The sequence below is a fragment of the Halomonas sp. genome (assembly GCF_034520545.1).
GTDB lineage: Bacteria > Pseudomonadota > Gammaproteobacteria > Pseudomonadales > Halomonadaceae > Halomonas.
On record NZ_JAXHNN010000003.1, the window covers coordinates 238,205 to 260,774 of the forward strand.

The window sequence follows — 22,570 nt, forward strand, 5'->3', positions numbered from 1 at the left end:
CAACATGGGCACTACAAACGCGTTGCGGCACCGTCATCGGTAAGTGGCAGGGGGCTTCGCTGCTCCAGCAACCAGCGAAAGTCCTCCGCTTCCAGAGGCATGCTGTAGAAGTACCCCTGACCGAAACGGCACCCCATCGCCATCAACTCGTCGCTGACCGCGGCCGACTCGATGCCCTCCGCCACCACCTCGGCATCCAGCGCCCGCGCGAGCATCACCACGGTCTCGACGATATGACGGCTGAGGGGGTCATCAAGCAAGTGAAACACGAAGCCCTGGTCGATCTTGATCTCGTCGAAGGGATAGCGCTGCAAGTACAAGAGTGACGAATAGCCGGTACCGAAATCGTCCAGTGACAACCGCACGCCCATCTCACGCAGCGTGCGCATCTGCGTCAGCAGCAACTCGGATTCCCGTTCGAACACGCTTTCGGTGATCTCCAGCGACAGCTCCTCCGGCGCCACGCCAAACTGATCAAGGACGGCTCGGACCCGGCTCGGGAAATCGTTCTTTTGAAACTGTACCAGCGACACGTTGACGGCCACGCGCACCGGCTCAAGTCCGGCATCACGCCAGTCGCGCAGGTGCTGACAGGCGCGACGCAGCACCCAATCGCCGATCGGCGCGATCAGCTGGCTTTGCTCGGCGATGGGGATGAATACGCCGGGTGAAATCAGCCCCCGCTCTGGGTGGTACCAGCGCAGTAACGCCTCACACGCGACGAGCGTGCCGCTGGCAAGCGCCACCTTGGGCTGGAAGTGCAGCTCGAATTGGTCCTCGTTGAGTGCCCGGCGCAGGTCGCGGGTCAGCTCGATGCGCTGCTGGCTCTCCTCCTGCAGCCGGTTACTGAAGGCGACCCAGGGCATGGACGATTCCGCGCGATGCCGGAACAGAGCCAGCTCCGCCTCACGCAGAAGATTCTCGGCCGGCCGACGTTGATCGCCCAGGCGCGTGTGGCCCAGCCGGATCGATATCTCGATGTTGCTCCCGTCCAGCTCGAACGGGGCGGACAGGAACTCGATCAGCCGGCTCAGGTGTGTCTCCAGCGCTTCACCGCGTTCCGGCAACAGGAAGAGCGTGAACTCGTCGCTGCCGATACGGCCGGCCAACCCATGCGCGCCGGCCTGTTCGCGGAATCGCCGGCCCATCTCGACCAGCAGCCGGTCCCCGACCTCGTAGCCGAAGGCGTCGTTGACGTCCCGAAGGCCGACGATGTCGATCACCACCACCAATCCCGGTGCCTGCCAGCCATGCTGGGCGATGTGCTGCTGCAACTGTCGGGTAAAACCGTTGCGAGAATAGAGGCCGGTCAGCGGGTCCTCGAAGGCGATCCGACTGAGCTCCTGCTCGGCCAGCTTGCGCTCGGTAATGTTGATGTGCATCACCACCGCGCCGTGGTGTGCGCTATTTTCTTCGCCAGGCACCAGGCGGTTGGCCATGACGCGGAACCAGCGAAACTGCTCCGGCGAGTGGCAGGGGTATTCCAGCGCAAATACCTCCTGCTCCCCGGCCAGCACGTCGCGCAGGCCCGCGGCCATCTCCGATGCTTCGTCGGCGCAGTCGCCGCTGGCGGCCTCGCACAGGCCGATGTAGTCGACGCCGAGGCCGAAGTCATCGCCGGCGTAGGCGTTCTCCTCCCCGAAGTGACGCCACTGCTCGTTGACGTCGATGATCTTGCCATCGGCATCAAGCAGGGCGATGTGGGCTGGCAGCGAGTTGATCAGCGCCTTTCTGGCGTCCAGCAATGACGCCAGCTCGTCACGCGACGCGCGCAGTGCCTGCTCGGCTTCCTTAAGCGCCGTGATGTCCTGCTTGATTGCGACATAGTTGGTGATCTCGCCCCGCTCGTCGGTGAGCGGGGAAATGACCTCGGATTCCCAGTAAAGGGAGCCGTCCTTGCGCCGGTTCAGCAGCTCACCCGCCCACACCTGGCCGGCGGTAATCGTCTCCCAGAGCTCGCGGTAGACGGCCTCCGGAGTATTGCCGCTCTTGATACGCGCCGGGGTGTCGCCCAGCAACTCCTCGCGGGGGTAGCCAGAGACTGCTTCGAACGCTGGATTGACGTACTCGATGTGCCCTTGGAGATCGGTGACCGCCACCGCAGCAGGGCTCTGGTCGACGATGTGCGCCAGCTTGCGCAGCCGTTTTTCGCTTTCGCGACGGCTCGTCACGTCCTGGAAGGCGCCCTGCACCTGCACGATGTTGCCTTGCTCATCGCGCACCGGCTCGCCCAAGGCGCGCACCCATAGGCGTTGCCCTTGGGCATCGATGATCTGCAGCTCATCATCGAAGGGCACCCCCTGCTCGGCGCAGGCGGTGAACAACTCGCGGATGCGTTCGCGATACTCCGGTGCATAGAAAGCCATACCATCGCCGACAGGCGGTGCGTAGCCGTGGGGCTTGCCGTGGATCTCGGCCACGACATTCGACCACTCACACCGACCGCTCACCAGGTTCACCGACCAGCCGCCGAAACGGGCGACTCGCCCTGCCAGCTCGAGCAAGTTGGCATGGCGCACCAAGTCGGCCTTGGCAGAATGAATATCGGTGATATCGGTAATCACGACTGCCACCCGTCGCTCGGAAGCCCTACCAGGCAGGTCGATCGGATATTGACGTGCGAGGAGACGCCGGGTGCCAATCCCTTTGAACTCTCGTTCTAGCTCGAAGCGTTGCGGCTCCCCGGCCAGGCAGCGATCAAGGCGTGGCCTGATCTGTTCCCTGAAAAGGCGCTCGCCGACGATGTCCGGCAGGGTGCGGCCCTCGATATCCTCCTCCAGGCTGAATCTGTTCTGGTAGGCTCGGTTTATCCAGATATAGCGATAGTCGCTATCCAAGATGGCACAGAGATCGTCGCTGCCTTCCAGGAGGTCATGAAACTGATGGAGACGCCTATTTTGTTCGCGGAGTCGAGCATCCAGGGCCTGGCGCTCGTCCAGCGTCTGGTTCAGTGTCATGGCCAGGTCGGCCAGTTCATCATCGCCATGCACGGGAGCGCGCGCATCTGCATCGCCGGCCCGGATGGCGTTCAGGGTGTGGGCGAGCGCCCGCGCCGGCACTGCCACCCGGCGGTGGATCAGCAGGAACGCGATCACGGACAGGATGCCGAAGAGTACCGCCGCCCCCGCGAGACTTCCGCCGATCCACATGGCATCGCTCGCAATCGCGCGCTGCCGTTCACGCAGCAGGGCGTCGAGCGCCGAGTCGACGGCGCCTCCCAGTTCCGCCACCTGGTTCATGACGATGCGGCTGCGAGTGGGTATGTCGAGCGCGCCGCGGGAGGTCTCCGGTGCGGTGGCGCTCGTGTCGGCCGACTGCTCGACTTCGGCCGTTACCCGGTCGAGCAGCGCCTCAACCCGGTCCACGGCCTTACGCTCGGCCGTGCTTTCGGCGCCCACCTGCCTAAGGTGCTGCTGCAGGGCCTCGCCCTCGCGCCGATAGTCCGCCAACAACTCCGCATCGGCCCCGAACAACAGCAGGCGATCACTGGCGACGGAGAAGTCGTCTTCCCGGGCCTTCAGGTCGAGCAAGTCAGCGACCTGCTCTTGCTTCACCCGGATCTCATCCAGGCCGCTCAACGTGATCCCGATGAGGACCGCCAGCCCGAGCAGGCAGCCAATGATGCTGGCGACGGAGAGGTGAATCAGTTTCATGGCCGGGACTCCACATCCGCACCGCCGTCGTCGGGTATTCCGACCAGGGACGGATCGAGCAGGCGCTGCAGGCTCGCAGTGTGGCGTTTTCGTGTCCAGCGCCGTGGCAAAGCACACGGTTGTCGAATCCGCATGGTGAGTTGCGTCCTGATCGCTGGGAGTAGTCGGTGTGATACCACCAGTATGTTCACAGGCCTTCGTGGATATCAATCAGCGTTTCCGGGCACCGATTGGGCGTTATGGCGGCGAAGAATTTCTGGTTGTGCTTAGTGATGTTGACCATGAGATGGCCACAACAGCGGCCGAGCGGTTAAATCAGGTTGTTGCCGGTGAAAATATCGCGTTTGGTGAAGAGTGGCTTGCCGTCACCATCAGCGCCGGTGTCGCTGTCGTGGAAAACTTCGAGGGCGTTACTCAGGAAAGCGTCATCATGGCAGCTGACCAGAAACTTTACGAAGCCCAAGGCGAACGGACGCAATCGGGTCGAAGTGTTCCGAATTTAACGGAGCACGCACAGTCAGTTCCCCAGGCCCTGCTTCACAGTCGCGAGTCGGCGAGCGGCCTGAACAGATTGAAGCCTGAACAACGCGACCTTTGCTAGGTGATTGGCACCGCCACCGTTTTGACCGCATAAATCTCGTTTTCCTCGTCGAAGTTGGTGTCGAAGCCACTCATCACTATCACGAACTCCTGGCAACGCGCGTTCTCCTAGCTGCCGAGCAGGCGCGAACGTGCCACCCGCTTGTGCTCGGGATGCCGTCTTGGATCGGGGTCGAGGATGAAGGCAACGTACAGCCCCTTATGGATATGGCGCTTCAGCGGCATCGAATTGTTAGGGGGGAGGGGGAAGCAGGTATTGAACCTGTACCTGCTAGAGCTTGTAAGCTTAACGCTTTCATCTTCGGCGCCTTTATCGGCGCGTGGCCCTGGCTACTTGCTGCGCGCCGAGGTTCGTGGGTTAACTCGATGATCTCGTGAGGAAATAAGATGATACGACGTGCGGCTGTTATCTTGGTGGGCGCGCTGGTTCTGGTGGCCCTTATCGTTGCCGTTTCGAATCCCTCGTTGGTGGGGGCCGCCTCGGAGTCGACGAGTCGTGAGGGGAGCGAGGCCGACAACAGCCTCGTCCGTTCCCATTCGCCGATCCTGGGGCCCGATGACGCGCCGGTCACCATCCTCGAGTTCTTCGATCCGGCCTGTGAGGCCTGTCGCGCCTTCTATCCGCTCACCAAGAAGATCCTGAACACCTACCCGGACCAGGTGCGCCTGGTGGTGCGCTATACCCCCTTCCATGGCGAGGTGTCAGAAACGGCCATTCGCGTGCTGGAAGCCGCCAGGCTGCAGGGGGTTTTCGAGCCGGTGCTGGAGGAGCTGCTGGCTCGACAGAACCAGTGGGCGGCCCACGGCAGCTTCGATGAGGCCGCCATCCTGGAGATCGCCAGCCAGGCCGGGCTGGACAGCACCAAGGCGCAGGAGCAGCTCGACTCCCCTGAGGTTCAGGCGGTATTCGAGCAGGACAGGGAAGACGTCAAGGCCAACCAGATCCGCCAGACACCGACCTTCTTCATCAACGGGGAACAGCTGGATCCCTTCGGCATGCAGGAGCTGGTCGATGCCGTACAGCGTGAGGTAGCCAAGCTCCCTGCTGAAGAGGGGGACTTATGACGCGACGCTGGTGGCTGGAGGGGGCTATTGGGATTGAGCCCCCTGCTGGCGGAAGCGAACTGGCAAGAGAATACCTGGCTCGCCTCGGCAGCACCGGCGGCATCCCAGACGTCGGCCGGCCCCAACCTGCATTACGAAGTGAGAGTGAATGATCGACCGGTCGATCCTCTCAAGGAGGGGCAACGCCTGCTGCAAGAAAGCGACCCGCCGAGGCGTGAGGACTATCGCGTGGCCCTGTTCGAGGCGCGGGCACAGCTAGAGGAGGCGATCCGTGACCCCGTCGCCTCTGACCTGGCGGCAGTGGACCGCCGATAGGCCTATAGCAATCTGCCAGATCGCAAGCCATGTGAGGTCACGCGCTTACAAGGCACGTCGAGCCACCACCGGCACAGCATTCGTCATTCACCTGCGTTAGACACTCACCTGCAAAGGCAGAACTCATGGAAGCGCTTTCCCCGGTCACACTGGGTTTTCTGGGTAGCCTGGCCGCTGGCGCGATGACGGCTGTCGGGGCGCTTCCAGTGCTCGTGAGCAAAACGCCCGATAGGGCGATCCGGGACCTGGCGCTGGGGTTCGCCGCCGGGGTCATGCTCGCGGCGTCGTTCTTCTCTCTGATCATCCCGTCCCTGGAAGCCTCCGAGCTGCGCTATGGAGGTAGCGTCATCCCCGCCGCTATCGCCTGCTTATCGATCCTGCTGGGTATCGGGATGGTCGCGCTGATGAACGAACGGCTTCCTCATGAGCACTTCCAGCAGGGTCGCGAGGGCCCCGAAGCGGCGTCTTTGCGTCGGGTCTGGCTGTTCATCATCGCCATCACGATTCATAACCTGCCGGAAGGCCTCGCGGTCGGCGTCGCGTTCGGTGCTGGGGGCCGCGAGGGCGGGCTGCCTCTCGCCATCGGCATCGGCTTGCAGAATGCGCCGGAAGGCCTGGCCGTTGCGGTGTCGCTGCTCGGTGAGGGCTACTCCCGCTGGCGGTCGTGGAGTATCGCCGCCCTGACGGGCCTGATCGAACCACTGGGCGGCCTGATGGGCGCGGGCATCGTGACCGTTTCTCAGACGCTGCTACCCTGGGGCCTGGCATTCGCCGCTGGGGCCATGCTCTACGTCATCAGCCATGAGATCATTCCCGAGACCCATCGCAGTGGCCACCAGAACAAGGCAACGCTGGGGCTGTCCGTCGGGCTGGTGCTCATGCTGTTTCTGGATGTTTCGCTGGGCTGAGGCGGTGGGTCGGCAGGTGCTTGAGGCTGACTAGCCCAGATCGTGGGCGCCGCCATGCGTATCTTCGCTGATGCACAGCTGATGATCGCTCAGCACTTCGATGATGCGACAGCTCTCGACCCTGCCGCCGGCACACTGGCCCACCATTCTCCTGAGCTCTTCACGTAGGGCGGAGAGCCGCTGAAGACGCGACTCCACCTCCTCCAGATGATGCTTGGCGATGGCATCGACCTCGTGGCAGGGCATCTGCGGATGGTCCGCCATCTCCAGCAGTTCGCGCACCGCCTCCACCGAGAAGCCGAAGTCACGGGCATGGCGAATGAAGGTCAGCCGCTTGACGGCCGCCTCGCCGTAGCGGCGCTGACCGCCCTCGGTGCGCGGGGCGTCGCGAAGCAGCCCGATGCGCTCGTAGTAGCGCACCGTCTCCGGCTTGCAGCCGGCACGTCGGGCCAGCTCACCGATGCCGAGCGCGGGGGAATCGATAGGCGCAGGCGGGGTATCGCCGGACATGGCTTGAACCTCTAGTCGCTACAGGCTTTATGCTCCTGACGATAGATCATTCGAAGGAGTGACACCATGGGCAAATCGACGCACCAGGCATCTTCCTCGGCCTTCTCCTTGCGTGTCGAGGGCATGGACTGTGGCGGCTGCGAGCGCAAGGTCGAGTCCGCGCTGGGACGGCTGGCGGGTATCGAGGAGGTGTCGGCCAGCTCGGTCACCGGCTCGGTGAAGGTCCACCCCAAGCAAGATGCGACACCCTCTCAAGAGGCGATCGAGCGAGCCCTCAACACCCTCGGCTACCGCCTGGTCGATGAGGCGGTGGCGAGTGAGTCCGCCACCTCACCGACCGCCTGGTGGCAGACCGCCAAGGGGCGCCTGGTGCTCGTCACCGGGTGTTTACTGGGTCTGGCTTTTGCCTTGCGCCTGGCTTGGCCGGCCCTGGGCAACTGGCCCTTCGTCGCCGCCACCCTGGTGGGGCTGGTGCCCATCGTGCAGGCCGCCTGGGGCGCGCTGAAGCAGCGCAACCCCTTCACCATTGAGATGCTGATGAGCATCGCCGCACTCGGCGCCTTGGCGATCAATGCCGCCGCCGAGGCGGCGGTGGTGGTGTTCCTGTTCGCTGTGGGCGAATTGCTGGAAGGAGTGGCCTCGTCTCGGGCACGACGCAGCATCTCGGCCCTGGCGGACCTGACCCCGTCCACGGCGAGGCTGATAGTGGGTGGCGACACCCGCGAGGTCTCGGCCGCCTCGCTCACGCCCGGGCAGCGGGTAATGATACGGCCGGGCGACCGCGTGCCCTGCGACGGCCGTATCCTGGCCGGCGAGTCCGACCTCGACGAGTCCCCGGTCAATGGCGAATCCGTGCCCCGCCCGCGGGCACCCGGGGATGACATCTTCGCCGGCACGGTGAACCTGGATGCCGCGCTGGAGGTGGAGGTCACCCGCGGCGCCGAGGACAACACCATCGCCCGGGTCATTCGCCTGGTGGAAGAAGCCCAGGCCGCCAAGGCACCGGTGGCCCGCTTCATCGACCGCTTCGCCTACTACTACATGCCATCGGTGGTGGGGCTCGCCCTGCTGATGGCCGTGGTGCCGCCGCTGGTCTCGACCCTGGCCTGGTCGGAGTCGATCTATCGCGCCCTGGCGCTGCTGCTGATCGCCTGCCCCTGTGCGCTGGTGATCTCGACCCCCGCAGCGATCGCCGCCGGCCTCTCCGCGGGGGCCCGGCGTGGGCTGCTGATCAAGGGCGGGGCGGTACTCGAACAGCTGGGCAAGCTGCGGCTGGTGGCGCTGGACAAGACCGGCACGCTCACCGCCGGCACCCCCAGGGTGACCGACGTGGAGGTCTGGACCGCCCCGAGTGAGTACGAGGTCCTGAGGCTGGCGGCGGCACTGGAGCGTGATTCCAGCCACCCCATTGCCACGGCCATCCTCGCCCATGCGAACGAGCGGAGCCTGTCGCTTCCCCTGGCCAGCGAGAGCCGCGCCCTGTCGGGCTTGGGCGTCGCCGGTCGGGTCGAAGGGCGCGAGCTGGGCCTGGTCACGCCTCGCCACCTGGCCGAGCGAGTCACCCTGGATCACGACTTGTGCGCCCGGATCGCCGAGCTGGAGGGTGCTGGAAAGAGCCTCGCCATTCTTGTCGAACATGGGGGGGTCGAGGGTGAACGACCGCTGGGGTTGATCGCCGTTCGCGACGAGCCCCGTGAGGATACACGCGAGGGGCTCGCCGCCCTGTCACGTCTCGGCGTTGAGGCCGTCATGCTCAGTGGTGACAATGCGCGCACGGCGGCGGCCATCGGTGGCTCGCTGGGCATCGAGGCCCACGGCGAGCTGATGCCCGAGGACAAGGCCCGGCGCGTGCAGCAATGGCAGGCCACCGGACGCGGGCCAGTCGGCAAGGTGGGCGACGGCATCAATGATGCCCCGGCACTGGCGGCGGCCGATGTCGGCATCGCCATGGGCGGCGGCACCGACGTGGCGCTGGAGACCGCCGATGCGGCTCTGCTCAAGAACCGCGTCACCGGCATTGCCGAGCTGATCGACCTCTCACGGGCCACGCTGCGCAACGTCAAGACCAACGTCGCCCTGGCGCTGGGCCTGAAGGCGATCTTCCTGGTGACCACGGCACTGGGCATCACCGGCATGTGGATCGCCGTGATGGCAGATACCGGCGCCACCGTGCTGGTGACCCTGAACGCGATGCGGCTGCTGGGCTATCGCTTCTCGCCCGGTACCACCTCGGCCAGCTCGGCAAGCCCGCACTACAGCGAAGCCAGGTAGTGAAAATGACGCATTGCTGCCTGTCCACGACCGACCTGGACAGGCAGCGTTTACCATTCGTCCTTGCCGCATAACAGCGTGGCACCTAACGTCAACGGGGCCCGTTTATTCTGGGAGAAGGACTATCGACTTCGAAGATGCTCTGGGCTACCTGCTGCCGTGGGAGTTCTCGCTGACCTGGTCGGCGGCCTGCCTGATGGCCATCCTGCTCTACCTGCGGGGGCTACGGCAGCGCCGGTTGCGTGGTGACGCCACGGGGGTGGGGCGATCGGTGGCCTACCTGTTGGGCGTTGCGGCGACCTACGTCGTCACTCAGACCCATTACGACTACCTCGCCCAGTACATGTTCTTTACCCATCGCGCCCAGCACCTGGTGCTGCACCATGCAGGCCCCTTTCTGATCGCCCTGGCCGCTCCGCTGCCGGTACTGGCGGATGGTTTGCCAACCCGAATCAGACATTTCCCGGGCAAGGGGCTTGCGGTCGACCTGCTGAGCCCACTCTACCGGCTACTGCAGCACCCGCTGATCGCACCGGTGCTGTTCGTCGGGCTGATCTATTTCTGGCTGGTTCCCGAGATCCATTTCGACGCGATGCTCAGCGCCGACCTCTACCAGGTGATGAACTGGAGCATGGCACTGGATGGCCTGCTGTTCTGGTGGCTGATCTTCGATCGCCGCACGCCGCAGCAGGGTGGTCTCGGCTATGGTAAGCGCATCGCCATTCTGCTGGCGGTGATCCCGCCGCAGATTCTCCTGGGGGCCTATATCGCCTTCAGTCGGGAGGTGATCTTCGATGTTTATGAGGTGTGCGGCCGAGCCTGGCCCCTGGCCCCCCTGGATGACCAGCGGCTTGGCGGCCTTATCACCTGGGTGCCGGCCACGATGATGAGTGCCATCGGGGTACTGATCATTCTCAGCTTTCTTTTCCGTGAGGCGCGTAATGAGGACCTTGCCCGTGCTAACCATCCCGCTCGATAAACTACCGTCCCTGATTCGCACGGTGTGCGGCATCGCTTTATTCCTGGTGGCCGTGCCTCCAGCGCTTGCTGCCGAGACACTGACGACAGAAGAAGCTCGCATACGCCTGCTACCGGGCGACCTCCCAGCCGCAGGCTATTTCACGCTACGTAACACCGGTGATACTGACCTCATCCTGGTGGGTGCACAAAGCCCCGCCTTCGGCAACGTCGAGATGCATCGCAGTGTCGATCGGGACGGAGTCGCCAGCATGCAACCGGTCGAACAGCTTGAGCTGGCCGCGGGCGAGCAGATCGCATTTGCCCCGCAGGGGTACCACCTGATGCTCATGCAGCGAGCGCGGCCGCTGGCTGTCGGTGAAGAGGTCGAGATCACCCTCTTGTTCGAAGACGCGCGACGGCTGACCGTGACATTCCAGACCGTATCACCGGCGAGCCTGTAGGAGGGAAGGCATGGGCAAGTGGGTAGTTCCAGTACTCGTATCGCTTTGGCTGACAGGCTGCGGCGAGCAGGAATGGCAGACCAAGGATATCTCGGGGCTGATGCCTCCCCTCGAGTTCACCCTGACCGACGAGAAGGGCAATACCGTGGATGCCGAGCGATTCCGTGGCAAGTCGACGCTGCTGTACTTCGGCTTCACCCATTGCCCCGATGTCTGTCCGACCACGCTCGCTAGGCTTGGAACGGCCATCCGACAGCTCGATGACGAGATTCGCGAAGACACGGAAGTGCTGTTCGTGTCGGTCGACCCGGCACGCGATGACCCCGAGACGTTGAAGGAATATACCGACGCCTTCGGCTCCCAGTTCGTGGGATTAACGGGAGACAAGGAGGCCCTGGATGCCCTGACGCGCCGTTATCGCGTGACCTACGGCTATGGCGATAAAGACGACAACGGCAACTATGACGTCTCGCACTCCAGCGCCGTCTTCGCCTTCAATGGCCAAGGCGAGGCACGCCTGCTGATCCGCGATAGCGACCCCATGGAGGCCGTGGTGGCCGACCTTGAAAGGCTTGCCGACGATGCCTAGTCATGCCTTCGTATCAGCTTTCCAACGAGGTCATCAGCTACGCCATGCGCGCCAAACTGGAGCAGCATCAGGTCTGGATTTATCTTATCGCCATCGTGATCGGCACGGCCATCGGCTGGCGGTCTCCGGAAACGCTGGGTGCCGGGTCGCTTGATCAGATGCTGAGGTAGCCGTGTGATGTGCTATCCGCAAGTCATCGAGTTGGTCTGGAAGCTCGAGCCTGCCGCGAAAATACGTCGCGTGGCTGCCATCTCAACCGCGCTATACCTGAGCGCCTTGAGCACGCCTGCTTGTCGGGTAGCCGGCGGGGCGCCTCGTCCACGATGTCCTCAGAGACGATGTTGATGGCACCTCGCCTGGGCGGTAGTAGTCATCCTTGCCAGTGGCGGCATACTTATCACCTTGTAGCTTATGAAGTGGATGACATGCATCAACATGCCTTCGGTCGGTATGTGGTCGGATAGCGCCCATCCGAACCATGATCGATACGGCCGAGAGCCGGACGTTGTATCCGGCGGCCGGTGCCGACAAGGAGGCATGATGAGCGATACCCCGACCCCTGACTGGGATCCCCGGTCTGAGTCCGTCCAGGCCGACCAGATCGCCGCCTACGATGAGATGCGCAGCCGTTGCCCGGTCGCCTACAGCGACTACCTGCAGTGGTCGCTGTTTCGGCACGCGGACGTGATGCGCGTGCTCGAGGACCACGAGACCTTCAGCAGTGCCGCGAGCCGTCACCTGTCGGTGCCCAACGCCATGGATCCCCCCGAGCATACCCACTTCCGTCGCCTCATCGAGCCCTACTTCGGCCCCGATGCCATGGCCGATTTCGCCCCGCAGTGCCGCGCCATCGCCGAGGGCGTGGTGGATCGCTTGCCTGCCGACGGCGAGGTGGAGGCGATGACCGAGATGGGCCAGGACTTCGCCCTGCAGATCCAGTGCGCCTTCATGGGCTGGCCGACGAGTCTGCACGAGCCGCTGCGTGCCTGGGTGAAGCGCCAGCAGGCCGCCACTCTGGCGGGCGATCGCGAGGCATTGGGGGAGCTAGCGCTCGAGTTCGACGGGGTGATCCGCGAGCTACTGGCCAGCCGCCGCGAAGCCGGCGAATTGGCGCCGGATGATGTCACCACCCGCATCATGAACGAGACCGTCGAAGGGCGAGCGCTGACCGACGAGGAGATCGTCAGCATCCTGCGTAACTGGACCGTGGGGGAACTGGGCACCATCTCGGCGAGCATCGGCATCCTGATGCGCTACCTGGCGGCCAACCCTGAGCTGCAAGGGCGCCTGTGTGGCGATCGCAGCCTGTTGCCGGCAGCCATTGACGAGATCCTGCGCCTCGATGCGCCGCTGATGTCCAACCGGCGTATCACCACCTGCCCGGTGGAGATCGGCGGACGTCGCCTCGAGGCCGGCGAGCGCCTGACGATCCTGTGGGGTTCGGCCAACCGCGACGAGGCGGTGTTTAGCGACCCCGACGAAGTGCGCCTGGATCGAGACCCCCAAGACAATCTGCTCTATGGTGCCGGCATCCATGTCTGCCCGGGAGCGCCCCTGGCGCGCATGGAGCTAAGGGACTTCATGGCGGCACTGCTCGACGCCACCTTGGACATCCGCCCGCTGCCGGGCCGCCCCGCGGTGCGAGCCCGTTATCCGGCCGGCGGCTACGCCGAGGTACCCCTGCACGTGCGCCGCTAGTCGTTCACAACCCAATACGGTGCGCCCGGTTGGTGAAGAAGATGCCGCTGGGCGATTCGCTGTCGAGCCGGGCGACCTCCTCCAGGGTGCGTGTGTCATAGACCACCACCCGGTCGCTGTCCCGGGCCGAGATCCATACCTGCTCGCCCTTGGGGGTGAACTCCATGTGCAGCACCGCCTCGCCCGGTGTCAGGGTGGCAACGATCTCGCGGCGCTCGGTGTCGATCACCTGAACCACGTTGTTGTCGGGATGGGCGAAGTTGACCCACACCTGACGCTCATCCGGGCGGCGCATCACGAAGATCGGCTGGCCGTGGACCGGGATGCGATCAATCAGCGACCAGTCGTCGGTGTCGGCAACCAGCACCTCGTGGCGTCCCACTGCCGGCAGCCAGGCCGCGTCGCCGGCCATCGCCCAGCCCTCCAGGTGGGGCATCTTGTAGACCGGCAGGCGTTCCTCGCCGCGTCCGTAATCGGGCAGGATGCGTTGCACGCCCGCTTCCGGGTGCCAGAGGTCGAGCAATGCTAGGCCATCCTCGCCGAACAACCCGGCGATGTAGTAGCGCCCGCTGGGGCCGATCAAGGCGTCATAGGGCTTCTTGCCGACATCGGTGAAGCGGGTTACCTCGGGCGATTCGCCGTGCATGTCGACCAGGTGGATCTCGCCGGCGTCGAACAGGCTGTAGACGAATCGGTTGCCAGGGGCGTCCACCAGGCCCACTACCTTGGAGCGCTGCTCTTCGCCGTTTTCGTCCCGGTACGTCGCGGGAATCTCCGCCACTTCCTCCAGGGTCTCGCTATCGAAGATCTTCACGCCGCCCGGCTCATAGTTGGCCACTGCCACCAGTGAGCCGTCCTGGGAGACGGCACCGCCGATGCTGTTGCCGGACTGCATCATCCGGTGAGTGATCTTGCCGGTGAGCAGATCGACCCGGCTCAGCCCGCCGTCGCGGCCGAAGACGAAGGCGTGGCGGGCATCGCGGGAGAACTTCACGGAAGCGTGGGAAAGATCGCCCAGCTCCTCCACCCGCTCGAGGACTCGGTGATGGCTGGTGTCCACCACCGCCAGGCTGCCAGTGGCGCGTTCCACCACCACGCCCAGATCGCCGGTGCCGCGCAGCTCGGCGCTGGGAGTCGCCTGGCAGCCGGCCAGCAGGGCGAGCAGCGAGGCGGCGGCGAGGGGCTTGCGAAGGGCGGGGGGAAGCATGGCCATTCCTTGTTGTGTCATCGAGATTGCTCACTCATCCAGGGGGTTGTCGTTCTGCAGATGGTCGGCAAGCCAGCGGGCCTCCTTCTCGGTCAACAGGCCCTGCCAGCCGGGCATGGCAGTACCGGGAACGCCATGGAGGATCAGCGCAGCCAGGCCGTCGAGGCTGTAGGCGTTCATGCGTGATTTGGGTAGCGCTGGTCCCAGGCCGCCGCGAAGGGTCATGCCGTGGCAGGAGCCGCAATCTTGGTAGAGCAACGTCTCGAGCTCCTGCTCGCGTTCCGCAGAGAGTGAATCTTCTGCCAGGGCGGCCATTGGCAGCCAGCACAGCACCAGCAGGAAAAGACGGAACGGGAGGGGCATGGTATCTCCTCGGGGCGCGGCGGGTCCCAGTGTCGTGACTGGTGGCAGTGTCACCGTTGTCGGCCGGGCGCGCCTTGACGGGGGTCAAAGTGTCGTCTCGCAGTGCCCATCAAGCATGATCCCCCCAGGCTCGCAATGTCTCTTTGGAGGTAGGCCGGAATCTCCTTGACGCAGGTCAACCTCGCCGGAAAAGAGAGGGGGAGAACTGTCAAAGATGCATGAATTATGCGCGTTAATGAGCCAATCTCTAACAAGGAGGGCCATCGGCCGTGTAACGCCGGGCGGTCATCCGGTGAACGACAACAATGACTCGCTTATGACCTGGCGACAGCGCATTCAAGGATCATGACAGAGGTGAAACAATGATGAAGAAAGACTGGTATCTCAAGCCCCTTGCCGTGGCAGTGACCACCGTCGCGCTGGGCATCAGTGCGGCTCACGCTCAAAACGAAGAGGGTCAGCCACATCAGAGTGTGGACGAATCCCAGGCGGCCTATCAAGGCACCGAGTCCGCCGTGGATCCCGGCTCTGCCAAGGCGGTACGGACCCCCGGCGCGCCGGACCTGACCGAAGCCGAGTTCAACAAGGCCAAGGAGATCTACTTCCAGCGCTGCGCCGGCTGCCACGGCGTGCTGCGCAAGGGCGCCACCGGCAAGCCGCTGACCACCGACATCACCCAGGAACGCGGGCTTGACTATCTCAAGGCGTTCATCAACTACGGCTCGCCGGCCGGCATGCCCAACTGGGGTACCTCGGGCGATCTCACCGAGGATGAGATCGAGCTGATGGCCAAGTACATCATGCACGAGCCGCCGGTGCCGCCGGAATTCGGCATGCCCGAGATGATGGATACCTGGGAAGTGCTGGTCGCTCCCGAGGATCGTCCCACCGAGCAGATGAACGATCTGAACCTCGACAACCTCTTCTCGGTCACCCTGCGTGACGCCGGCCAGATCGCGCTGATCGATGGGGATTCCAAGGAGATTGTCAAGATTCTCGAGACCGGCTATGCGGTGCATATCTCGCGGATGTCCGCCTCCGGGCGCTACATCTTCGTCATCGGCCGCGATGCAAAGGTCGACATGGTCGACTTGTGGATGGAGGAGCCGAGCATCGTGGCCTCCATCAAGGTCGGCATGGAGGCGCGCTCTGTCGAAACTTCCAAGTACGAAGGGTATGAAGACCAGTATGCGATTGCCGGTGCCTACTGGCCGCCGCAGTACGTGATCATGGACGGCCAGACCCTGGAGCCGAACAGGATCGTCAGTACCCGCGGCATGACCGTGGATACCCAGGAGTACCACCCGGAGCCCCGCGTGGCGGCCATCGTGGGGTCTCACCAGCACCCCGAGTTCATCGTCAACATCAAGGAAACCGGCAAGGTCCAGCTCGTCAACTATGAGGACCTCGATGCGCTCTCCACGGTCGAGATCGAGACCTCACGCTTCCTGCATGACGGCGGCTGGGATTCCACCGGCCGCTACTTCCTTACCGCAGCCAACGAGTCGAATCAGATTGTGGTCATCGACGCCCTGGAGCGTGAGCTCGAGGAAATCATCGATGTGGGCAAGATTCCCCATCCGGGGCGTGGCGCCAACTTTGTCGACCCCGAGTTCGGGCCGGTGTGGGCCACCAGCCACCTGGGCGACAATACCATCTCGCTGATCGGCACCGATCCGGAAGGGCATCCGGACAATGCCTGGAAGGTGGTGCGCACCCTGGAAGGTCAGGGCGGCGGCTCGCTGTTCATCAAGACCCATCCGGAGTCCGACAACCTCTACGTCGACACCGCTCTAAACCCCAGCGAGGCGATCAGCCAGAGCGTGGCCGTCTTTGATATCAACGATCTGGAGGCCGGCTACGAGGTGTTGCCGATCGCCGAGTGGGCCGATGTGGGCGAGGGCGTCAAGCGCGTCGTGCAGCCGGAGTACAACGAGGCCGGTGACGAGGTGTGGTTCTCCGTCTGGAACACCATGGAAGAGACATCCGCGCTGGTGATCGTGGATGACGAGACTCGCGAGATGAAGCACGTGATCAAGGATGAGCGTCTGGTCACCCCGACCGGTAAGTTCAACGTGATCAATACGCAGAAAGACATCTACTGATCGGGACCGGCGGCGGGCGCACGCCCGCCGCCACCCGTCGCAAGTGAGCTGTGCCGATGCATCGCCAAGCCCCGAACTGCCACGTTCAAGACCTCGATACTTTGGACCGCCGCCTGATCGACAACTATCAGCGCGGTCTGCCGGTCTGTGCACGCCCTTTCCACGCCGTGGCCGAACGCCTGGGTACTTCCGAGGCCGAGGTGATCGCACGCTTGGAGCGGCTGCAATCGCTGGGCGTCCTCAGTCGCGTGGGGCCGATCTTCGACCATGCCCGAGCCGGCGCCAGCCTGCTGGCTGCCGTGGCCGTGCCCGAGGCTGAGCGCGATGCCTTCGCAGAGCTCATCAACGCCGCTCCCGGCGTCAATCACAACTATGCTCGAGAGCATGACTACAATCTCTGGTTCGTGATGACCGCACCGGACGCGCCCGAGCTCGAGGCGCGACTCGATGATCTGGAAGCCCGCCTGGGCCTGCCCATCCTACGGTTGCCGATGCTGGAGGGCTTTCATATCGACCTTTCCTTTCCCATTCCCTGGGCCGAACTGGAGCACGCATGAGCACTGCCACCTCGCTGTCCCTCGAGGCTATCCACTCGGCCGGGGAGTCCGATGCTCACCGTCGCCTGCGTGCGCTGCTTGAGCAGGGGCTGCCGCTCACGCCGCGGCCCTGGCAGGTCCTGGCCGAACAGGCAGGCCTGTCCGAGGAGGAGGTGATGGCCTGCGTGAGTCGCTGGCAAGCCGATGGCATGATCAAGCGCCTGGGCCTGGTCGTGCGTCACCGCCGCCTGGGGATCCAGGCCAACGCCATGGTGGTGTGGGATGTGCCGGACGAGCAGGTTGACCTGGTGGGCCGTCGGCTTGCCAGAGAGGCCGCGGTGACGCTCTGCTATCGGCGTCCGCGGCGTCTGCCCGACTGGCCCTATAACCTCTTCTGCATGATCCACGGTGCCCGTCGCGAGCGAGTGCTGGCGGAGCTCACGGCTATCGTCGAGCGCCTGGATCTGGATGACCTGGAACACCGTGTGCTGTTCAGTACCCACGCCTATCGTCAGTCCGGTGGCCGCTATGCGCGGGAGGGAGCAGCATGAACCTCGATGACCTGGATGGCGTCGATCGTCACCTGATCAATCGCCTGCAGGATGGCCTGCCGCTGGTGGAGCGCCCCTATGCAGCTGTCGCCGAGGAGCTGGGCATCGCCGAGGGCGACCTTCTCTCCCGCCTGGCGCGCCTGCGCGAGGGCGGCGTGCTGAGCCGCTTTGGCCCCATGTACCATGCCGAGCGGCTGGGCGGCGGCCTGACCCTGGCGGCGCTGGCGGTGCCAGAGGTCGACTTTGATCGGGTCTCCGAGGCGGTCAACGCCTTCCCCGAGGTGGCCCACAATTACCGTCGCGAGCACGAGCTGAACATGTGGTTCGTGCTGGCCACCGAGACCGCCGAGCGCATCGGCGAGGTGATCGACGAGATCGAGTCCGCTACCGGCCTCACGGTCTACAACATGCCCAAGGAGGAGGAGTTCCATGTCCGTCTCCACTTGCCCGTCTAGGCCGGCCCCGAATAGCGACGAACAGAATCACGACGCATCGGGACTCGATGCGCAGGACCGCGCTATTGTGCTGGCCACTCAGGCCGGCCTCCCGCTGGTCCCGGAGCCCTGGGAGGCGGTGGGTCGCGAGGTAGGCATGAGCGGCGAGGAGGTGCTCTCGCGAATGCAGCGGATGCAGGCACGCGGGGTGATTCGCCGAGTCGCGGCGGTACCCAATCATTATCGACTCGGCTACGTGGCCAACGGCATGACGGTGTGGGACGTGGATGACACCCATGTCGCCCGGCTGGGACGCGAGGTGGCCGCCATCGAGGGCGTCAGCCACTGCTATCGACGCCCGCGGCATCTGCCCCACTGGCCCTACAACCTCTTTGCCATGCTTCACGGACGCAGCTTCGGTGAGGTCGAGCATCAGGCCGAGGCTATCCGCGAGCTGCTCGGCGAGGCCTGCCGTGACTACCGTATCCTCTACAGCTCGCGCATCCTCAAGAAGACAGGGCTGCGCCTGGCCGCCGGTCCCGGCGATTCAGGCACCCACGGGAAAGACATCGAGAGGCGAGACTGAGCCTCGCCCGGTTGCTCTAACAAGCAGGAGAACACCATGTTCCGCGTCACCCGCTACATCAAGTCGCTGATCGAGCCGGGACCTATCCCTCCGGCCCGCAAGCCGCCCGGTCCGGTGGTGATCTGGAACCTGATCCGCCGCTGTAACCTCACCTGCAAGCATTGCTACACCACCTCGGCGGATATCGATTTCGCCGGTGAGCTCTCCAACGCCGAGGCACACGCCGTTCTCGACGACCTGCATGCGTTTCGTGTGCCGGCGCTGATTCTTTCCGGCGGCGAGCCGCTGATGCGTCCTGATATCTTCGAGCTCTCGCACCGCGCCCGGGCGCTTGGCATCTACACTGGCCTCTCCACCAACGGAACCCTGATCACCGAAGACAACATCGATGCCATCGCCGAGGTTGGCTACGACTACGTGGGCATCAGCATCGACGGCCTCGAGGAAACCCACGACGTCATCCGTCAGCGTCAGGGGGCATTCCGCGAGTCGATGCATGCGGTTAAGCTGTGCAAGGAGCGCGGCATCAAGGTGGGCCTGCGCTTCACCCTGACGCGCGAAAACTACGAGCAACTCGGCGATATCCTGGCGCTGCTCGACGAGCATGATGTCGACAAGTTCTATCTCTCGCACCTCAACTACGGCGGCCGTGGACGGCGCCACAGTAAGCAGGACGCCTGGCATCAGATGACCCGCGATGCCATGACCCGCCTGTTCGACCACTGCCGCAGTGAACTCGAGCGCGGTATCGAGCGCGAGTACGTCACCGGCAACAACGACGCCGATGGCCCCTTCCTGCTGATGTGGGCTCGCGAGCACTTCCCCGAGCAGGCCGAGGCCCTGGAGCAGCGGCTGATCAACTGGGGGGGCAACGCCTCCGGCGAGAACATTGCCAACATCGACAATCTGGGCAACGTCCACCCCGATACCTTCTGGTGGGATCACGACCTGGGCAACGTTCGCGATCGGCCCTTCTCCGCGATCTGGCGCGATACCCAAGACCCCATGATGCTGGGCATGCGCCAGCGACCGCGGCCAGTGAAGGGGCGCTGTGCCGAGTGCCATTTCCTGTCGATCTGCAACGGCAACACCCGGGTTCGTGCCTGGAAGGTCTCCGGCGATCCCTGGGAGGAGGATCCCGGCTGCTACCTGACCAATCTCGAGATCGGGGTCGCCGAAGAGGGCGAGCGTCGTATCTCGGCCCCCTATGAGGCCATCCAGGCCGTCGAAATCCAGTAAGGCTGACGAGGATCTCCGCCATGCCGTCACGTCGCGTTTCCTATGATCTCGCCGAGGCGCCCCTGGCGCCCGGCGAGGTAGCCATTGTCGGCGCCGGGCCCGGCGACCCAGGGCTGCTGACCCTGCGGGCCCTGTCGCTGCTCGAGCAGGCCGATTGCCTGGTTTTCGACCGCCTGGTCTCCAAGGAGGTCCTGGCCCTGGCCAACCCCAAGGCCCGGCGTCTCTACGTGGGCAAGGCCTCGCGCTGTCACGCCCTGACCCAGGACGAGACCAATGCCCTGCTGGTACGCCTGGCCGAGGAGGGCAAGCGGGTCGTGAGGCTCAAGGGCGGCGATCCCTATATCTTCGGTCGCGGCGGCGAGGAGGCCGAGGTGCTCATCGAGCATGGCATCCATTTCCGGGTGGTGCCGGGGATCACCTCTGCCCAGGGCTGTGCCGCCTACGGCGGCTTCCCGCTGACCCATCGCAACTTCGCCCAGAGCGTCACCTTCGTCACCGGCCACTGCAAGGGTGACGGTGACCTGGCGCTGGACTGGTCCTCGCTGGCGAGTCCGAACCAGACGGTTGTCTTCTATATGGGGCTCGCCAATGCCGAGCTGATCAGCCGTCAGCTGCAGGAGCACGGTCTGCCCGCCCATCATCCAGTGGCCCTGGTGGAGCGGGGGACCACCCCCGAGCAGCGCCAGGTGATTACCTGCCTGAGCGAACTGGTCGAGACTATCGCGCGGGAGGGGCTGAAGCCGCCAACTCTGATCGTGGTGGGCAAGGTAGTGCGCCTGGCCGAGACGCTGGCTCAGCCCAAGCCGCGAGAAGCGACTTTCGTCGAAGGCGAGACCCTGGAACTGGTGCGGGAGCGAATTGCCCTGTGAAATGCGTCATTTCTTTCCGGACCTTCCTGCGGGCCCTGGCCGCCGGGGTGCTGTTCACGGCCATGGCGCCGGCCGGTGCCGACGATACCCACAATCTCTATCAGGTCCAGTGTGCGTCCTGCCACGGCGAGGATCGCCTCGGTGGCATCGGCCCGGCGCTGCTGCCCGGCAACCTCTCGCGGCTCAAGCCGGAGGCCGCCGAGGCGGTGATCCGCGACGGGCGAGCGGCCAGCCAGATGCCGGCCTTCGGCGAGCAGCTCGACGACGATCAGATCCGTTCCCTGGCCGAGTGGCTCTACCGCGAGCCCGAGGTCGAACCCACCTGGGGCCGCGACGAGATTCTTGCCAGCCAGAAGGTCATCCATCCGGACGGTTCGCTGCCAGATGAGCCTCTCTTCGATGCCGACCCGCTCAACCTCTTCATCGTGGTGGAGACCGGCGACCACCACGCCAGCCTGCTCGACGGCGATACCTTCGAACGTATCCACCGCTTCGAGACCCGCTACGCCCTGCATGGTGGGCCCAAATATACTCCAGACGGGCGCCATGTCTTCTTCGGCTCCCGAGACGGCTGGATCACCAAGTACGACATCTACAACATGGAGGTGGTGGCCGAGGTGCGCGCCGGCATCAATATGCGCAATATCGCCGTCTCCGCCGATGGCCGCTATGTAATGGCCGCCAATTACCTGCCCCATAGCCTGGTGCTGTTCGATGCCCACAACCTCGACCTGATGAAGATCTATCCGGCGGTGGGCGCGGACGGCGAGAGTTCGCGGGTCAGCGCCGTCTATGCGGCACCTCCCCGGGGCAGCTTCATTGCCGCGCTCAAGGATATCAAGGAGGTGTGGGAGATCCCCTGGCCGCTGCCCACCGAGCCGGTGGTCTCCACCGGGCACATGACCACGCCGCTCGAGCAGCGCCGCGGGCATGACACACCCAACTTCCAGGTTCGGCGCATTCCAGTGCCTGACTACTTGGACGACTTCTTCTTCGACCTCGCGTATGAGCACGTCATTGGCGCCTCGCGGGGGGGGCAGGGTGGCATGGTGGTCAACCTGGACAGCGGCAAAAAGGTAGCCGACCTGCCCCTGGAGGGAATGCCTCATCTAGGCTCGGGCATTACCTGGGAGTATGAGGGGCGCCGCGTCATGGCCACGCCGCACCTGACCAAGGCGGCGGTATCGATCATCGACATGACGGACTGGACGGTGATCAAGACGCTGGAGACCGACGGTCCCGGTTTCTTCATGCGCAGCCATGCCAACTCGCCCTACGTCTGGGTGGACGTCTTCTTCGGACCCAACCGCGATCGGGTCCACGTGATCGACAAGGCCAGCCTGGAGATCGTCGAGACGCTGATCCCCGAACCCGGCAAGACCGCCGCCCACGTGGAGTTTGACCGCTATGGCGACAAGCTGCTGCTGAGCCTGTGGGAAGAGGACGGCGCGGTGATCGTCTATGACGGCGATACCCTGGAGGAAGAGCAGCGTATTCCCATGAGCAAGCCCTCCGGCAAGTACAACGTCTGGAACAAGACGCGCTACGAGGAGGGCACCAGCCACTGAGGCGTCATAAGAAGTATTCTTGATGCTTGTCATGGAAGGCGCATGGAGAGTGGGGCACAATGGCCATAACCAAGCGTTTTAG

General features: G+C 64.3%; 22 protein-coding genes. 18 read left to right on the top strand and 4 right to left on the bottom strand.

From position 1 onward, the window contains the following. Positions 1-11: 11 nt before the first annotated feature. Positions 12-3,653, bottom strand: a complete 3,642-nt coding sequence (locus tag U5L98_RS03100; RefSeq protein WP_322556881.1) for an EAL domain-containing protein — start codon at positions 3,651-3,653, stop codon at positions 12-14. 199 nt (positions 3,654-3,852) lie between these two features. Between U5L98_RS03100 and U5L98_RS03105 the strand changes: the two genes are divergently transcribed. The 4 genes from U5L98_RS03105 to U5L98_RS03120 all read left to right on the top strand — a co-directional run bounded on the left by U5L98_RS03105 (position 3,853) and on the right by U5L98_RS03120 (position 6,541). Then, positions 3,853-4,254 carry a diguanylate cyclase gene (locus U5L98_RS03105; RefSeq protein WP_322556882.1) on the top strand — a complete coding sequence of 134 codons (402 nt, stop codon included), beginning with the start codon at positions 3,853-3,855 and terminating at the stop codon, positions 4,252-4,254. A gap of 386 nt (positions 4,255-4,640) precedes the next feature. Then, positions 4,641-5,318: a DsbA family protein gene (locus U5L98_RS03110; protein ID WP_322556883.1), complete on the top strand. Its 678-nt coding sequence runs from the start codon at positions 4,641-4,643 to the stop codon at positions 5,316-5,318. Positions 5,319-5,345: 27 nt separating this feature from the next. Continuing rightward, entirely contained in the window at positions 5,346-5,633 is a 288-nt protein-coding gene (locus U5L98_RS03115; RefSeq protein ID WP_322556884.1) for a hypothetical protein, read from the top strand. A gap of 125 nt (positions 5,634-5,758) precedes the next feature. Continuing rightward, positions 5,759-6,541 carry a ZIP family metal transporter gene (locus U5L98_RS03120; protein ID WP_322556885.1) on the top strand — a complete coding sequence of 261 codons (783 nt, stop codon included), beginning with the start codon at positions 5,759-5,761 and terminating at the stop codon, positions 6,539-6,541. Between the two features lie 30 nt (positions 6,542-6,571). Here U5L98_RS03120 and U5L98_RS03125 read toward each other — a convergent pair whose 3' ends face one another. Beyond that, positions 6,572-7,051, bottom strand: a complete 480-nt coding sequence (locus tag U5L98_RS03125; protein WP_322556886.1) for a helix-turn-helix domain-containing protein — start codon at positions 7,049-7,051, stop codon at positions 6,572-6,574. 66 nt (positions 7,052-7,117) lie between these two features. On the opposite strand from U5L98_RS03125, the gene U5L98_RS03130 reads away from it, so the two are divergent. The 6 genes from U5L98_RS03130 (at position 7,118) to U5L98_RS03155 (ending at position 13,030) form a co-directional block, all read left to right on the top strand. Continuing rightward, the gene (locus tag U5L98_RS03130; protein WP_322556887.1) at positions 7,118-9,322 is read left to right on the top strand and encodes a heavy metal translocating P-type ATPase; all 2,205 of its coding nucleotides are present in this window, start codon (positions 7,118-7,120) and stop codon (positions 9,320-9,322) included. A gap of 196 nt (positions 9,323-9,518) precedes the next feature. Continuing rightward, positions 9,519-10,301: a cytochrome c oxidase assembly protein gene (locus U5L98_RS03135; RefSeq protein WP_322556888.1), complete on the top strand. Its 783-nt coding sequence runs from the start codon at positions 9,519-9,521 to the stop codon at positions 10,299-10,301. Continuing rightward, complete coding sequence (locus U5L98_RS03140) at positions 10,279-10,743, top strand: copper chaperone PCu(A)C (RefSeq protein WP_322556889.1); 465 nt, start codon at positions 10,279-10,281, stop codon at positions 10,741-10,743. Before U5L98_RS03135 ends, U5L98_RS03140 begins: the two co-directional genes overlap by 23 nt. Positions 10,744-10,753: 10 nt before the next feature. After that, positions 10,754-11,332 carry an SCO family protein gene (locus U5L98_RS03145; RefSeq protein ID WP_322556890.1) on the top strand — a complete coding sequence of 193 codons (579 nt, stop codon included), beginning with the start codon at positions 10,754-10,756 and terminating at the stop codon, positions 11,330-11,332. 2 nt (positions 11,333-11,334) lie between these two features. Continuing rightward, the gene (locus U5L98_RS03150; RefSeq protein WP_322556891.1) at positions 11,335-11,502 is read left to right on the top strand and encodes a hypothetical protein; all 168 of its coding nucleotides are present in this window, start codon (positions 11,335-11,337) and stop codon (positions 11,500-11,502) included. A gap of 370 nt (positions 11,503-11,872) precedes the next feature. Further along, complete coding sequence (locus U5L98_RS03155; RefSeq protein ID WP_322556892.1) at positions 11,873-13,030, top strand: cytochrome P450; 1,158 nt, start codon at positions 11,873-11,875, stop codon at positions 13,028-13,030. 4 nt (positions 13,031-13,034) lie between these two features. On the opposite strand, the gene U5L98_RS03160 is transcribed toward U5L98_RS03155, so the two are convergent. Then, the gene (locus U5L98_RS03160; protein ID WP_322556893.1) at positions 13,035-14,237 is read right to left on the bottom strand and encodes a cytochrome D1 domain-containing protein; all 1,203 of its coding nucleotides are present in this window, start codon (positions 14,235-14,237) and stop codon (positions 13,035-13,037) included. A gap of 30 nt (positions 14,238-14,267) precedes the next feature. Further along, positions 14,268-14,600 (bottom strand): cytochrome c, encoded by a 333-nt coding sequence (locus tag U5L98_RS03165; RefSeq protein ID WP_322556894.1) that lies wholly within the window; start codon positions 14,598-14,600, stop codon positions 14,268-14,270. Positions 14,601-14,962: 362 nt separating this feature from the next. On the opposite strand from U5L98_RS03165, the gene U5L98_RS03170 reads away from it, so the two are divergent. The 8 genes from U5L98_RS03170 to U5L98_RS03205 are packed head-to-tail and all read left to right on the top strand — an operon-like array spanning position 14,963 to position 22,488. Next, the gene (locus tag U5L98_RS03170) at positions 14,963-16,705 is read left to right on the top strand and encodes a cytochrome D1 domain-containing protein (RefSeq protein ID WP_322556895.1); all 1,743 of its coding nucleotides are present in this window, start codon (positions 14,963-14,965) and stop codon (positions 16,703-16,705) included. A 56-nt stretch (positions 16,706-16,761) separates the two neighbouring features. Beyond that, positions 16,762-17,262, top strand: a complete 501-nt coding sequence (locus U5L98_RS03175; RefSeq protein ID WP_322556896.1) for an Lrp/AsnC family transcriptional regulator — start codon at positions 16,762-16,764, stop codon at positions 17,260-17,262. Beyond that, the gene (locus tag U5L98_RS03180) at positions 17,259-17,792 is read left to right on the top strand and encodes an AsnC family protein (protein WP_322556897.1); all 534 of its coding nucleotides are present in this window, start codon (positions 17,259-17,261) and stop codon (positions 17,790-17,792) included. Before U5L98_RS03175 ends, U5L98_RS03180 begins: the two co-directional genes overlap by 4 nt. After that, positions 17,789-18,247: an Lrp/AsnC family transcriptional regulator gene (locus U5L98_RS03185; protein ID WP_322556898.1), complete on the top strand. Its 459-nt coding sequence runs from the start codon at positions 17,789-17,791 to the stop codon at positions 18,245-18,247. The genes U5L98_RS03180 and U5L98_RS03185 overlap by 4 nt, the downstream gene beginning before the upstream one ends. Next, positions 18,222-18,812: an AsnC family transcriptional regulator gene (locus tag U5L98_RS03190; RefSeq protein ID WP_322556899.1), complete on the top strand. Its 591-nt coding sequence runs from the start codon at positions 18,222-18,224 to the stop codon at positions 18,810-18,812. Before U5L98_RS03185 ends, U5L98_RS03190 begins: the two co-directional genes overlap by 26 nt. A gap of 36 nt (positions 18,813-18,848) precedes the next feature. Then, positions 18,849-20,051 carry a heme d1 biosynthesis radical SAM protein NirJ gene (gene nirJ / locus U5L98_RS03195; protein ID WP_322556900.1) on the top strand — a complete coding sequence of 401 codons (1,203 nt, stop codon included), beginning with the start codon at positions 18,849-18,851 and terminating at the stop codon, positions 20,049-20,051. A 20-nt stretch (positions 20,052-20,071) separates the two neighbouring features. Next, on the top strand, positions 20,072-20,920 hold the full coding sequence (gene cobA / locus U5L98_RS03200) for a uroporphyrinogen-III C-methyltransferase (protein WP_322556901.1): 849 nt from the start codon (positions 20,072-20,074) through the stop codon (positions 20,918-20,920). Beyond that, the gene (locus U5L98_RS03205) at positions 20,917-22,488 is read left to right on the top strand and encodes a cytochrome D1 domain-containing protein (protein WP_322556902.1); all 1,572 of its coding nucleotides are present in this window, start codon (positions 20,917-20,919) and stop codon (positions 22,486-22,488) included. The genes cobA and U5L98_RS03205 overlap by 4 nt, the downstream gene beginning before the upstream one ends. The last annotated feature ends 82 nt before the right edge of the window (positions 22,489-22,570 follow it).

Bases quoted from the DNA above. Each gene is read 5' to 3' on its own strand.
- U5L98_RS03160 (WP_322556893.1), bottom strand. From the start codon at position 14,237: ATGCTTCCCCCCGCCCTTCGCAAGCCCCTCGCCGCCGCCTCGCTGCTC.
- U5L98_RS03170 (WP_322556895.1), top strand. From the start codon at position 14,963: ATGATGAAGAAAGACTGGTATCTCAAGCCCCTTGCCGTGGCAGTGACC.
- U5L98_RS03155 (WP_322556892.1), top strand. From the start codon at position 11,873: ATGAGCGATACCCCGACCCCTGACTGGGATCCCCGGTCTGAGTCCGTC.
- U5L98_RS03110 (WP_322556883.1), top strand. From the start codon at position 4,641: ATGATACGACGTGCGGCTGTTATCTTGGTGGGCGCGCTGGTTCTGGTG.
- cobA (WP_322556901.1), top strand. From the start codon at position 20,072: ATGCCGTCACGTCGCGTTTCCTATGATCTCGCCGAGGCGCCCCTGGCG.
- U5L98_RS03190 (WP_322556899.1), top strand. From the start codon at position 18,222: ATGTCCGTCTCCACTTGCCCGTCTAGGCCGGCCCCGAATAGCGACGAA.
- U5L98_RS03175 (WP_322556896.1), top strand. From the start codon at position 16,762: ATGCATCGCCAAGCCCCGAACTGCCACGTTCAAGACCTCGATACTTTG.
- U5L98_RS03130 (WP_322556887.1), top strand. From the start codon at position 7,118: ATGGGCAAATCGACGCACCAGGCATCTTCCTCGGCCTTCTCCTTGCGT.
- U5L98_RS03100 (WP_322556881.1), bottom strand. From the start codon at position 3,653: ATGAAACTGATTCACCTCTCCGTCGCCAGCATCATTGGCTGCCTGCTC.
- nirJ (WP_322556900.1), top strand. From the start codon at position 18,849: ATGTTCCGCGTCACCCGCTACATCAAGTCGCTGATCGAGCCGGGACCT.
- U5L98_RS03125 (WP_322556886.1), bottom strand. From the start codon at position 7,051: ATGTCCGGCGATACCCCGCCTGCGCCTATCGATTCCCCCGCGCTCGGC.
- U5L98_RS03185 (WP_322556898.1), top strand. From the start codon at position 17,789: ATGAACCTCGATGACCTGGATGGCGTCGATCGTCACCTGATCAATCGC.
- U5L98_RS03150 (WP_322556891.1), top strand. From the start codon at position 11,335: ATGCCTTCGTATCAGCTTTCCAACGAGGTCATCAGCTACGCCATGCGC.
- U5L98_RS03120 (WP_322556885.1), top strand. From the start codon at position 5,759: ATGGAAGCGCTTTCCCCGGTCACACTGGGTTTTCTGGGTAGCCTGGCC.
- U5L98_RS03145 (WP_322556890.1), top strand. From the start codon at position 10,754: ATGGGCAAGTGGGTAGTTCCAGTACTCGTATCGCTTTGGCTGACAGGC.
- U5L98_RS03180 (WP_322556897.1), top strand. From the start codon at position 17,259: ATGAGCACTGCCACCTCGCTGTCCCTCGAGGCTATCCACTCGGCCGGG.
- U5L98_RS03165 (WP_322556894.1), bottom strand. From the start codon at position 14,600: ATGCCCCTCCCGTTCCGTCTTTTCCTGCTGGTGCTGTGCTGGCTGCCA.
- U5L98_RS03135 (WP_322556888.1), top strand. From the start codon at position 9,519: ATGGCCATCCTGCTCTACCTGCGGGGGCTACGGCAGCGCCGGTTGCGT.